Annotated in this window: 11 protein-coding genes; 2 read left to right on the top strand and 9 right to left on the bottom strand. The window is 42.5% G+C overall.

Translation table 11 applies throughout. The features are described from left to right. Complete coding sequence (locus tag Q0A12_RS08275) at positions 1–648, top strand: 5-bromo-4-chloroindolyl phosphate hydrolysis family protein (RefSeq protein WP_291292182.1); 648 nt, start codon at positions 1–3, stop codon at positions 646–648. A gap of 98 nt (positions 649–746) precedes the next feature. Beyond that, positions 747–1,940 carry a toxic anion resistance protein gene (locus Q0A12_RS08270; RefSeq protein ID WP_291292181.1) on the top strand — a complete coding sequence of 398 codons (1,194 nt, stop codon included), beginning with the start codon at positions 747–749 and terminating at the stop codon, positions 1,938–1,940. A gap of 112 nt (positions 1,941–2,052) precedes the next feature. On the opposite strand, the gene Q0A12_RS08265 is transcribed toward Q0A12_RS08270, so the two are convergent. The 9 genes from Q0A12_RS08265 to Q0A12_RS08225 form a co-directional block, all read right to left on the bottom strand. Beyond that, a complete protein-coding gene (locus Q0A12_RS08265; RefSeq protein WP_291292180.1) occupies positions 2,053–3,438 on the bottom strand; it encodes an amino acid permease in 1,386 nt (461 codons plus the stop codon). A gap of 32 nt (positions 3,439–3,470) precedes the next feature. After that, the gene (locus Q0A12_RS08260) at positions 3,471–4,337 is read right to left on the bottom strand and encodes a GRP family sugar transporter (protein WP_291292179.1); all 867 of its coding nucleotides are present in this window, start codon (positions 4,335–4,337) and stop codon (positions 3,471–3,473) included. A gap of 118 nt (positions 4,338–4,455) precedes the next feature. Continuing rightward, positions 4,456–5,493 carry a sensor histidine kinase gene (locus Q0A12_RS08255; RefSeq protein ID WP_291292178.1) on the bottom strand — a complete coding sequence of 346 codons (1,038 nt, stop codon included), beginning with the start codon at positions 5,491–5,493 and terminating at the stop codon, positions 4,456–4,458. Beyond that, the gene (locus Q0A12_RS08250; RefSeq protein ID WP_291292177.1) at positions 5,490–6,164 is read right to left on the bottom strand and encodes a response regulator transcription factor; all 675 of its coding nucleotides are present in this window, start codon (positions 6,162–6,164) and stop codon (positions 5,490–5,492) included. The genes Q0A12_RS08255 and Q0A12_RS08250 overlap by 4 nt, the downstream gene beginning before the upstream one ends. 147 nt (positions 6,165–6,311) lie before the next feature. Beyond that, a complete protein-coding gene (locus Q0A12_RS08245; RefSeq protein WP_291292176.1) occupies positions 6,312–6,518 on the bottom strand; it encodes a hypothetical protein in 207 nt (68 codons plus the stop codon). A gap of 21 nt (positions 6,519–6,539) precedes the next feature. Then, positions 6,540–8,033, bottom strand: a complete 1,494-nt coding sequence (locus Q0A12_RS08240) for a phosphomannomutase/phosphoglucomutase (RefSeq protein ID WP_291292175.1) — start codon at positions 8,031–8,033, stop codon at positions 6,540–6,542. A 161-nt stretch (positions 8,034–8,194) separates the two neighbouring features. After that, positions 8,195–8,689: a methylated-DNA--[protein]-cysteine S-methyltransferase gene (locus Q0A12_RS08235; RefSeq protein WP_291292174.1), complete on the bottom strand. Its 495-nt coding sequence runs from the start codon at positions 8,687–8,689 to the stop codon at positions 8,195–8,197. A 116-nt stretch (positions 8,690–8,805) separates the two neighbouring features. Next, a complete protein-coding gene (locus tag Q0A12_RS08230; RefSeq protein ID WP_291292216.1) occupies positions 8,806–10,728 on the bottom strand; it encodes an ABC transporter ATP-binding protein in 1,923 nt (640 codons plus the stop codon). Further along, positions 10,667–12,406 (bottom strand): ABC transporter ATP-binding protein, encoded by a 1,740-nt coding sequence (locus tag Q0A12_RS08225; RefSeq protein ID WP_291292173.1) that lies wholly within the window; start codon positions 12,404–12,406, stop codon positions 10,667–10,669. The genes Q0A12_RS08230 and Q0A12_RS08225 overlap by 62 nt, the downstream gene beginning before the upstream one ends. Positions 12,407–12,494 lie beyond the last annotated feature (88 nt).

The following is a 12,494-nucleotide window of genomic DNA, read 5'->3' as shown; positions in this document are numbered from 1 at the left end:
ATGAAAAAAACTATTTGGCTGATCGTTTCTGCGATCGCTGTCATCTCTCTTTTGGCCTTTATCAGTTCCACAGGCACTGATTTATTTACTGTCTTGTTGCTGATCGTTGGCGCGGCTTTGGTGTTCATCGGGTTAAAAGGGCGCAAAGTAGAAGCAAACCCCAATGTATTACCTACGCTGACAAAAGAAAAAGAAGCACATTACTTGAAAAGCGGGATGTCTCCAAGTGAAATCGAACTGTTTCGCGAAACAATGAATCAAACCAAACAACAGATCGAACGTTTGCAACAAAACATCAACCGCAACAATAAATTGAAAGCAATCGATTTGCGGCACGATGCATTGCGCGCATCGAAAGCACTCTTCAAAGAATTGGTCAAAGAACCGACGAAATTACATTCGGCGAGTCATTTTCTTTACACCCACTTGCCGAACATGGTGGATCTGACAGATAAGTTTATTGAAATCAATGAGCATGAGATCAAAAGCCGTGAAACCTATGAAAAAATTGAAGAAAGTACCCAAATCATTGAGCAAATGGCCTCATTGATCGCTAAAGACTATCAACAGTTTGTGGCTGATGATTTAGATGATCTTGATATTGAGTTATCCATTGCCAAACAAAGCATAAAACGAGATAATGAATAGGGATGGATGCCTTTGTTCGACCTTCGAATGAAGCGATCCAATGAAAAAATCTAGCCCAGGCTAGATTTTTTTCGAAACAAGACTTAGGAGGAGTTAGAATGACGGATACACCAAATCAAGTTAAACCTGTAAATGATACGCTTGATGATTTATTGAACAATCCATTTGCAACCCCTGTAGACACATTGACAACAACCCAACAAGCAGAGATCCATGCATTGCAAGAACAGCAAAAAGCCCCTCGCTTGATTGATAAACTACCGCCTGAGCGGCAAGCACAAGCGCAAGAGTTAGCGAATAAGATTGATCCAACCGATCAACAGGCCGTCATCACTTATGGTGCAGCGGCTCAAACCAAGTTGGGAGAATTCTCGCAATCGATGCTAAATCATGTTCAAGCAGCTGATATCGGCCCGGTGGGTGATTCATTGACAGAGTTGATGTATCGTTTACAAGAAGCCAATCCGGATGAATTACGCGCAGGCGAAGGCAATCTTTTCAAACGAATGTTTGGGAAAGTGAAACAATCGATCTTTGAGATCACCGCAAAATACCAAAAAATCGGTGCCCAAATCGATAAAATCGCTGTCAAATTGGACAAAGAAAAAGATGGTCTGTTAAAAGACAATTTGATGTTGGAACAACTTTATCAAAAAAACAAAGATTACTTTGATGCATTGAATATCTATATCGCTGCCGGTGAATTAAAAATGCAAGAACTACAAACGACCATTATTCCTGAAGCAATGAAAAAAGCCGAAGAAACAAATGATCAGATGGATGTTCAAATTGCCAATGACTACACGCAGTTTCTGGATCGTTTAGATAAACGGACCCACGACTTGCGCTTGGCCCGTCAGATCACGATCCAACAAGCACCACAGATCCGTTTGATCCAAAACACCAACCAAGCATTGGCAGAAAAGATTCAAGCATCTGTCAATACAGCAATTCCTTTATGGAAAAACCAAGTCGTTATCGCGCTGACTTTATTGCGTCAAAAAGATGCGGTTACGGCACAACGCCAAGTTTCGGAAACAACCAATGATCTCTTACGTAAGAATTCTGAAATGCTGAAGGTCTCTGCGATCGAAACAGCGAAAGAAAACGAACGAGGAATCGTTGATATCGAAACACTGCAAAAAACGCAAAACGATCTTGTCGAAACGATCCAGGAAACATTGCGTATCCAAAAAGAAGGCAAAGAAAAACGGCGAGCGGCCGAAGTGGAATTGGGTCACTTGGAAGAAGACCTAAAAGATCGCTTATTAGACTTGACGGGAAACAAATAATTTTAGACGACTGACGTATTGTTAGACTACCATTGGGAAAACTTCCCAGTGGTAGTTTTTTGTCTTGCTGTTTTTCCTGAAGCAAATCATAAAAAAAGAGCGCTAGCAAATGCTAACCCTCCTGTTTTTCATTTAAGGCACTGTTACGGTACCCATAGATAAAGTAAATCAGTAATCCGATAACAATCGTAATTCCAAAAACGATCCAAGTTGCTTTCTGCAACCGCGTCATCAAGAATAAGCAACTAGCGACAGATAGCAGTGGCAACAAAGGGACAAGGGGTACCTTGAATTCCCCTTTTTGGGGCATGCCCATCATCTTACGTAATTTGATAATGCCTAATGACATTAAGATCAAGTAAGACAACGCCACGATATTTGTTAATTCTGCTAAAATATTCAGTGGAAAAGCTGCGGCAAAAAAGAAGGCCACGATGCCCGCTATATAGGTCGCTTTCTTAGGTGTCTTTTGTTTCAGATCGATTTCCTGAAGGGCTTTTGGTAATAAGCCATCCTTGCTGATTGCATAAAGCAGACGCGCCAACGAATACATCATAGAGATCGTCACTGTCAGCAAAGTTAGGATCGCTCCTACGGAAATCACGGAGCCAATCACCCCATGACCAATATAACGCATAGCAAAAGCTACAGGATCACTGACATCCAATGCGGTAAAGGGAACAATGCCAGTCAAAATCAGCGTGACCACGATGTATAACAAGGTGGCAATCGCAATGGATCCGATAATGCCTCGTGGTACATCTTTTTGCGGATTTTCTACTTCTTCTGCCGCCATCGCCACCGCGTCAAACCCTAAAAAGGCAAAGAAGACCAGTGCCGTACCATTAAAGACCCCTGAAAACCCAAAAGGCATAAAAGGCTGCCAGTTGCTTGGCTTCACAAAAAATACACCAAAAAAGATAAAAAGTGCAATGATCCCAAACTTGACCCAAACCATGGCATTGTTTAAGCGCAAAGCTTTTTTGGCTTCTTGACTTACCCAAATCGTCACGAAAATGATTACGAGTCCTGCGATCAAATCAATATAAGTTCCTTGACTAGGATTATAACCAGCCGTCAGCGCTTTGGGTAACTGCACACCGATACTTGTCAAAAAACCCTGGACATATCCGGACCAACCGGAAGCTACCGAGGCAACAGCCAGCATAAATTCGCACAGTAAAAACCAACCAGCCAACCATGCTATAAACTCGCCAAATACGACATAGATATAGGAATAGGCGCCGCCTAATACGGGAATGCGAGAAGCAAATTCCGCAAAAGAGAGACCGGATAAGATAACGACGAAGGCTGCCAGGACAAACGATAGGATCAGCGCTGGTCCAGCATATACTGCAGAAGCAGTACCGGTCACAACAAAAATCCCTGTGCCGATGATGGCTCCGATCCCCAACATGATTAAATCTTTTAACTTCAGATCTTTGTTCAAATGGCTTACTGGATTGGCTTCAATTGTTTTTTTACGAAATAAATCCATAGTTCCTCCTAAATTTCACTACTTTTTGCTAATTATGTAGCTTTCATATACCCTAGAAGGATACCACCAAAAATAACAAACAAGCAACCAAAAACCACATATCTGAATTCTTTTTTAGTTTTCTTCTCACCTAGTAAAAAGATTCCGCCGAGTGTCGAGATGATGATCCCCATTTGCGAAAGTGAAAAGCCGACTGCTAAACCAATCTGTTGTACCGTCAACAGCATACTGATATTTCCCGTTTCCCACAGTAATCCTGAAACGGTATTTTTCAAAACGCTTGCATCTAGCTTTGTTTTACCAAAAGCAAAAAAGCTCGCTCCTAGAAGCATCCCAGCACTTTGAGGCAGTACAAAAGCAATGGGATCGATCCCTGCCCAAGTAATAATGACCATATAGGCACCAAAGCCGATCGTTGAATAAATCAATGCCCGAAATCCTTTTGTAAAATCCAACATCTTATTTTCGGTCTCTGGAGCTTTGTTGCTATCTTTGCGGGCCGTCAAGTATGCTCCTGAAATCAGCAAGATCAATGAAGCGATCCCCAAAACATAATCTCTCACTTGCGTCCATTCTCCGAAAAATAAAGCGCCGATGATCGTACTTAAAATCAACTGCATCCCAGTTGACATGGGTAATCCTACCGAAACACCCATATATTGCATACCATGAAATTGACCGTTTTGCCCTACGGCCCAACAAATTCCTGCTAACAGCCCAATCAACAAGATCCAGCCATCGATTGCCGGTTTTGTCACAAGGAAGACCACCACTGAAAAGACAAACGCACCTAGTGTCATTCCCAGTGTCTGCTGGTTCGCATCCCCCTTCATTTTCCCGCTGACTAATCCGATACTTCCCCAAGTAAACATCGGGATCAAAGCAATAATTATACTCATTCCATCCATCCTTATCTGCTCAATTTATACACAAATGATAGTGTATCAGTAAAAAGGTTGCAAAAAAAGAATAAAATCGAATTTTTCCTTAAAAAATCATTTAACGATTTTCTGACACTTAGCGAGTTTCTTGATAGTAGCTTAGCAGAGGGAAGTAAAGGGTGACGATCGTTCCTTTTTTCACCACCGAAGAGATCGTTAGCTCAATTCCTAACTCTTTGGCTAGATTTTTAGCCAAATAAAGACCTAGACCTGTTGAATGCATATCGGTCTTGCGACCATTTTCACCAGTAAATCCTTTGTCAAAGACTCTGCGCAAATCTTCTGGGGGAATGCCGATACCGGAATCCTCCACCATCAGACGTGTTCCCTGTCCATCCCTTTGAATATGGATGAGAATCTGACCATTTTGTGGGGTATACTTCAACGCATTACTAAGAATTTGGCGAAAAATAAAACTTAACCATTTGCCATCGGTCAATACTTGTTGGTCTTCTCCTTCGATCGCATAACGAATATTTTTTTGAATAAACACATTGGCTTGACTGCGTATAACTGGCTGAATCGTGGCTTTCAATGACACTTCTTGGACCAGATAATCTTTCGAAAAACTATCCAAACGAGCCACATACAGTACTTGTTCTACATACTCATTGATCCGATTGATTTCGTTTTCCAGTAAAATAAACTTTTCATCAGGAATATCAAATTCGATCGAATTTAATAAAAGACGAGTGGCCGCCAAAGGCACCTTGATCTCGTGGACCCAAGAATCAATGTACTCTTTTTGTTCTTCTTGGTTGCTGACCACTTGTTGCATCAAGTCTTGGTGTTCACGCAACATCTGATTGATATACCGTTGAACCAATTCTTCCTCAGATGAGCGCGCCCCTTGAATGTAGTTTTGCAAAAGACTGTCTGATTCATGGAATATCAGTTTTTGCCAAAAGCGGCGCTTGATGATATAGGAAATACCTAGAAACACCAATAAAACGACCAATTCCAGCAAAAGCAAGTAACCGACAGTTCCCCAGTCGATGGGAAAGTTAGGTGTCAGCCACATCACTAGCACCATCAGTATGAAAAATACTGCCCAGCCAATCAGAAACAACCAGCGATCTTTTAAAAAATCAAAAAATGACAATGGCTTTTTCATGGTACGATATACCCTTGCCCTACTTTAGTTTCAATGTAATTCATCATCCCTGCTTGTTCGATTTTTCGACGCAAGCGATTGATATTGACCGTCAATGTATTGTCATCAACAAAGCGCTCATCGTCCCAGAGGGCCCGCAGCAATTTTTCCCGACTAAGAATCTTTCCATGATTTTTCATCAAGATATACAGCAATCGGTACTCATTTTTGCTTAAATCGATCACTTCGTCATTGATCTGCATGCTACTGTTATCAATATTCAATGTCAGTCCATTGTGAACCAGCGTTTCACTGCTACTTTCAACATAATTGTACGAACGGCGCAGCAGTGCATTGATTTTTGCAATCAAGACATCGATCTCAAATGGCTTCGTCACGAAATCATCTGCCCCCATGTTCATTGCCATAATCATATCCATGTTCGTATTGCGGCTTGAAATAAAAATAATCGGCACTTTGGATGTCTCTCTGATTTTCTGACACCAGTAATAGCCGTCAAAGACCGGCAAATTGATATCCATTAAAACCAGTTGGGGGGCTTGCTCTTCAAAGTCGTCAAAAACTTGGTGAAAATCCGTTGTCCCAAATGTTTCAAATTGCCATTTTTCAAGTTCTTCGATGATCAGTTGGCGAATAACTGCTTCATCTTCTACTACCATGATTTTTGCCATCGGAATGTTTCCCTCCATTTCTTTTCTTTACTTTAACAAATATCTAAATCGAAAGCGAATGATAATCACAGCTTTATAAAAAGCAAAAAAACTCTCGAATCAGTCAGATCAATCTTTCTTTCATCTGACCTTTCAAGAGTCTTTTGCCTATTCAATTATCGTTGCAGCTTCCAATAACAATTTTCCTACAAATAAAAGGATCCCATCTACAAACAAGACACTCATATTGACACCCAGTAACATAGACAACCGTTCAACTACATCGATGTGCGGCCGTTTTTTCATGTATGCTATCAGAAAAAGATTCACACCATAAGTGACCACCATGATCACTAACATAATAAATACCAACATTAACCCTTCATTCTCTATTCATTATTTTTTAAAAAACTGTTTGATTGCTGATTGATCAATTGCTTCAAAAGGTAATAAGAAGTCACTGATCTTGCTGACGATCGCTGGCAAATGGCCTGCCTCATCATTTTCGATCTGCAAGACCAACAATGGTTCATGCAAACTCAGACGCAGTAAAAACCACCCTTCTCCGTAAGGGGCCGAAAACTGTATCCGGACACCTTCTTCATTTTCATGGTCAATCTGCCAACCAGCTGGAAGTTCTTGCGCCAGCGACGCGATGACCTGCTCCCCAGTACTTCGATAATCCGAAGCGTGAATTTTAAAACGCAACTCTTGCGTTTCAGCTGGCTGTTTCAAGGTAGCGATCAAGTCTTCTAAACTGATGTTTTGCCTGCGAAGTGCAGGTAACAACATTAAGATTTTCGCAATCACATAGGCGCCATCATCTAAAAAATAATTCTCTTTAAATGCCGCATGACCACTAGTTTCAATCGCTAGCTGAGCATCGATCCCAGCTTCATTAAGGGCGATCGCTTTGTTGATCACATTGCGATACCCTGAAATATAACGTACTTGATGACCACCCAACGATTCAATAAATGTCTTTAAATGATTGGAGGTCGGTGAATTTGTCACAATACTCGTTTCAGGATGCTCTGAAAGGATGATCTTACTGAGAACAGCAATCATATTGTTGCGATTTAACGGCTGACCGCTTTTAGTCACAACAGCAGATCGGTCAACATCCGTATCAAAAATAATGCCCAAATCTGCTTGCTCGCGTAAAACGGCTTCCGTAATACTTGCCATGGCCTCTTTATTATCCGGATTAGGAATGTGGTTTGGAAAGTGACCATCTGGTTCCAGAAACTGCGAGCCATTCGTATCTGCTCCAAGCGGTCGCAATACTTTATCTGCAAAAAAACCGCCTGCGCCATTTCCAGCATCCACAATGATCTTCATGCCAGCCAATGGCTGCTCTTCTTCCGTCTGCATCCCACGACGGATTTTTACGACCATGTCTTCTGCATAGGGGGTCAGCAAATCTCGCTGTTGGTACGTCCCGGGCTGATCTGCCAGATGCGCTTCAGGATGACTCAAGATAAAGGTGATATCTTCTTTTTCTGCTCCGCCTGCTTTGCTGAAAATTTTGATTCCGTTAAAGTAATAAGGCAAATGGCTCGCTGTTAACATCACTCCGGCATCACAATCAAAATCAGCAAACTGGGTACTCATAAATAATGCCGGTGTCGTAGCCAGACCACAATCGATAACCGTGACGCCTTCTGCTTGCAATTGCGTCATCAGCGCCTGTTGCAGTGCTTCACCACTCAAACGACTATCTCGACCAACAGCAACTTTTAACGGTGCCGCATAGTGCTGCAGCAACCACGTCCGCAACCCTGAAGCAATTTCTCTCACTGCATCTTCTGTTAACTCTGCTGTAAATTCTGCTGTCGAAAGGGCAACACCCCGGATATCTGAACCATTTTGCAACTTCATTCGCTCCATTTTCTCCACTCCTTTTTTGTAACCGGAAACAATTCCATTATATCAAAGGTAGCTCAAAAAGAAACGTCTTTTTAGTATTTTTTACTTTTAAACCGATAGCCTCATAAATTCGCCTATATTCAAAAAAGATGGCTACAGATTTCTCACCAGAAAGAATGGATTTATTCTTTGAAAGGAATCCCTTCCAATTGTAATAATTGTCGTTTGACAGCTAATCCTCCCCGATACCCCGTCAAACGACCATTTTTTCCCAAGACACGATGACAAGGAACAATGATCATCATCGGGTTGCGGCCAACGGCATTGGCAACCGCTCGAACAGCAGTCGGTCGTTGGACTCTCGCAGCTAATTCACTATAACTGACAGTCGTTCCATAAGGGACCTCCGTTAAAGCCTGCCACACCGTTTGCTGGAATGGGGTACCGATAAAATCAAAAGGAAACGAAAACGCGACTGGCTCCCCGTTGAAATAGGCGGTCAATGGCTGCGCATAAATCTCTGGAGTCTGAGATGATTCGCGAATCTCTGCAAATGGAAAAAAAAGTGCTAGCTCCGCATGTTCTGTTAAACGACCAAAATAAGCCACACCTTTATCCGTATAGCCTAACTCATACATTTCTTCCTTCAGTTGGATCTTTGAAACCGTTAAGTGCATGCTGTTTCCTCCCATCCTCTAGAACCTAACAGCAGTAGGCTTTTTCTTTAGTATAGCACAGCGGCAAGAAAAAAAACGAAGACCGTTAAATCTGGTCTTCGTTTCCTCGGAAAAAATCAGTCTAACTCAATTTTCCCTGTATACAGTTGGTAATAAGTTCCCTTCTCTGCCAATAGCGTATCATGAGTCCCTCGTTCAATGATTCTCCCATGATCCATCACCATGATCACATCGGAATTCTGAATCGTTGAAAGACGGTGAGCAATCACAAAAACCGTTCGTCCTTGCATGAGCCGATCCATCCCTGATTGGACGATCCGCTCTGTTCGTGTATCGATACTAGACGTGGCTTCATCTAAGATCATGACTGGCGGATCAGCGATGGCTGCTCTGGCAATTGCCAGCAATTGCCGCTGACCTTGCGACAGGCCTTCGCCATCTCCCGTGATCACGGTATCGTACTTCTCAGGTAAATGATTGATAAACATATCTGCATTTGCTAATTTTGCTGCTGCCTCAACTTCTTCATCATTGGCATCCAGTTTACCAAAGCGAATATTTTCGCGAATCGTTCCGGTAAATAAATGTGTATCCTGTAAAACGATCCCTAGTGAGCGGCGGAGAGATTCCAGCTGGATTTTTTGGATATTGATCCCATCGTAGCGGATCTTTCCTTCTTGAATGTTGTAAAACCGATTGATCAAATTAGTGATAGTCGTTTTACCCGCTCCGGTAGCTCCTACAAAAGCCACTTTCTGTCCTGGTTCGGCAAAAAGATTGATGTCGTGTAAAACCATTTGATGATCCGCATAGCCAAAATCAACTGCTTCAAAACGGACATCGCCTGTCAATTCCGTATAGGTGACCGTACCATCTTCATGAGGATGTTTCCAAGCCCAAAGCCCTGTGCGATTTTTTGTTTCCACCAAATGGCCGGCTTCCCATTTCGCATTGACTAGCGTGACATACCCTGTATCAATCTCTGGGGTCTCATCCAACAAATGAAAAATACGTTCTGCTCCTGCCAGAGCCATGATCACAAAGTTGATTTGTTGTGAGATCTGGCTGATTGGTCCATTCAGCGAACGACTAAGCTGTAAGAAAGAAGCGATCATTCCGACAGTCAATCCCGAAACACCGTTGATGGCAAAGAGACCGCCAATGATGGCAATCAATACATATTGAACATTTAGTAAGTTCATCATGATCGGCATCAATGTGTTGGCATTGACATTGGCTTTTGTCGCACTGGATTGCAACTGGTCATTTAACGCATCAAATTCTTTCATGACCACCTGCTCGTGATTAAAGATCTTAACCACCTTTTGTCCATGCATCATTTCTTCAATATAGCCATTGACTGCCCCCAAATCCCGTTGTTGAGCGCCGAAGAAGCGGCCACTTTTACGAGAGATGATTCGAATGACATTTAGCATCAAAATCACGGAGAACAGGACAAAGCAAGTCAGTGGAATACTGATGGAAAACATGGCAATGAATACCGAACAAAATGTCACGGCAGCCATCATCAGATTGGGGATACTTTGCGAGATCATCTGACGCAATGTGTCCGTATCATTTGTAAAGTGACTCATCATATCCCCATCAGAGTGCCCATCAAAATAACCAATTGGCAATTTTTGCATATGCTTGAACATCTGATCTCGAATTTTCTTTTGCGTCCCTTCACTGATTTTGACCATCATAAAGTTATAGGTCAATCCTGCAATGATTCCCACCAGATAAATGACGGCCATCTGAATGATGGCTGTCAGCAAGCCGCTAAAGTTAGGATTTGGTTTCCCTAACAGCGGCGTGATGTGATCATCAATCACTACTTGCAAAAAAAGCGAGCCGCGGACATTGGCAAACGCACTGAGCAAAATCATGACCACTACGATGATCAATTGCAATTTGTAATCGCCAAACATGGTCGCCAACAATCGCTTCAACGTGCGCTGGGGATTTGCTGCTTGTCTATTCTTCACCTTCACCAAATCCTTTCTGCTGCGAATCGTAAACTTCACGATAAATCGCATTGTTAGCCAACAACTCTTCATGCGTTCCAATCCCATTGATTTTGCCATCATCCATCACAATGATGCGATCGGCATCTTCAATAGAATTGATTCTTTGAGAAATAATGATCGTTGTTGTTCCGGGAATCTCTTGTTTTAATCCTGCCCGAATGCTGCGATCCGTCTTTGTATCTACTGCACTGGTAGAATCATCAAGAATCAGAATCTTCGGCCGTTTCAACAACGCCCGTGCAATCGTTAAGCGCTGTTTTTGTCCACCGGAGACATTATTTCCTCCTTGAGAGATCATGGTGTCATATTTATCGGGAAATTCTTGGATAAACGGATCCGCTTGGGCAATTTTTGCCACCCGCTGGATTTCTTCATCCGTCGCTTCTTCATTTCCCCAGCGAAGATTCTCATTGATCGTGCCGCTAAAGAGGACATTGTTCTGCAAAACCATACTGACTTGGTCCCTTAAAGCGACCAAATCATAGGACCGCACATCTTCCCCGCCAACAAGGACACGGCCCTCGATCACATCGTACAAGCGCGGAATCAATTGCACCAACGTTGATTTTGCACTTCCGGTTCCGCCGATGATGCCAATCACCTCGCCAGATTCAATCCGTAAATTAACATTTTCCAATGCCAATTTTGTTTGGTCGTTGGCATAACTGAAACACGCATTTTCAAAAACGATCGAACCATCTTTGACTTCCGTCAATGGCGTCTCTGGATTTTTTAAGTCACTTTCTTCATCCAACACTTCTACGACCCGCTGGGCTGAAGTCCGAGCAATCAAAATCTGCACAAAAGCCATTGACATCATCATCAAGCTCATTAAGATCTGCATCGTATAGTTGAACATACTGACCAGTTCACCAGTTGTCAGACTGCTTTGTTCAACGATCAATTTGGCTCCAAACCATGACAACAGTAACATACAGCTATAAATTGAAAATTGCATCAGTGGCATATTGAAAGAAACGATCCGTTGTGCCAGTGTAAAGTTACGGTAGACATCGTTTGATACTTCATCAAAAAGTTCCTCTTGCTGCTCTTCTCTCACATAGGATTTGACGACGCGAATGCCTTGCAGATTTTCTTGGACCACATTGTTCAGTCGGTCATAGATACGAAACACTTTTAAGAAAAGCGGATGAGCAAAGCGAATCACTAAAGCCAATCCAATCGCCAAAATGGGTAAGACGACTAAGTAGATCAGCATCAACTCGGGACTGATGGTACTAACCATGATCAGTGAAAAAACTAAAATCAAAGGACTGCGAACCAAGATTCGGATAATCATCTGATAGGCATTTTGCACATTGGTCACATCGGTGGTCATTCTTGTGATCAAACTAGAAGAAGAAAACCGATCGATGTTGGAAAATGAAAAATCTTGGATCTTGCTAAACAGGTTGTGCCGAAGATTCCGGGCAAAGCCAGCAGAAGCAATCGCTGCGGTTCGTCCGCCTAAAGTCCCCAGCAATAGTGCCAACAATGAGCACAAAAAAAGCAGACCGCCATAGCGTAAAATGACGCCTGCGTGTCCCTTTTCAATCCCTTGGTCGATCATCATTGCCATGATCAGCGGCATGATGACATCTAGTGCCACTTCGCCAGCAACATAGACCGGCGTCAATAGGCTGGCTTTTTTATAATCGCCAACACTTGCTAGTAATTTCTTGATCATTTTTTTCGTCCCTTCTCTAGATAAAATACCGATTATCAGCTGGTAGTTAAATCAACTTTACCTTATCAATCCAAGGTTTTCAAGCACT

The sequence above is a fragment of the Enterococcus sp. genome (assembly GCF_022711995.1).
GTDB lineage: Bacteria > Bacillota > Bacilli > Lactobacillales > Enterococcaceae > Enterococcus_D.
The sequence above is the reverse complement of the archived record's forward strand: the minus strand, read 5'-3'. Positions and strand labels throughout refer to the sequence as shown.

Coding starts and splice junctions, on each gene's coding strand:
- Q0A12_RS08270 (WP_291292181.1), top strand. CDS start 747: ATGACGGATACACCAAATCAAGTTAAACCTGTAAATGATACGCTTGAT.
- Q0A12_RS08230 (WP_291292216.1), bottom strand. CDS start 10,728: ATGCGATTTATCGTGAAGTTTACGATTCGCAGCAGAAAGGATTTGGTG.
- Q0A12_RS08260 (WP_291292179.1), bottom strand. CDS start 4,337: ATGAGTATAATTATTGCTTTGATCCCGATGTTTACTTGGGGAAGTATC.
- Q0A12_RS08240 (WP_291292175.1), bottom strand. CDS start 8,033: ATGGAGCGAATGAAGTTGCAAAATGGTTCAGATATCCGGGGTGTTGCC.
- Q0A12_RS08265 (WP_291292180.1), bottom strand. CDS start 3,438: ATGGATTTATTTCGTAAAAAAACAATTGAAGCCAATCCAGTAAGCCAT.
- Q0A12_RS08225 (WP_291292173.1), bottom strand. CDS start 12,406: ATGATCAAGAAATTACTAGCAAGTGTTGGCGATTATAAAAAAGCCAGC.
- Q0A12_RS08245 (WP_291292176.1), bottom strand. CDS start 6,518: ATGTTGGTATTTATTATGTTAGTGATCATGGTGGTCACTTATGGTGTG.
- Q0A12_RS08250 (WP_291292177.1), bottom strand. CDS start 6,164: ATGGCAAAAATCATGGTAGTAGAAGATGAAGCAGTTATTCGCCAACTG.
- Q0A12_RS08235 (WP_291292174.1), bottom strand. CDS start 8,689: ATGCACTTAACGGTTTCAAAGATCCAACTGAAGGAAGAAATGTATGAG.
- Q0A12_RS08255 (WP_291292178.1), bottom strand. CDS start 5,493: ATGAAAAAGCCATTGTCATTTTTTGATTTTTTAAAAGATCGCTGGTTG.
- Q0A12_RS08275 (WP_291292182.1), top strand. CDS start 1: ATGAAAAAAACTATTTGGCTGATCGTTTCTGCGATCGCTGTCATCTCT.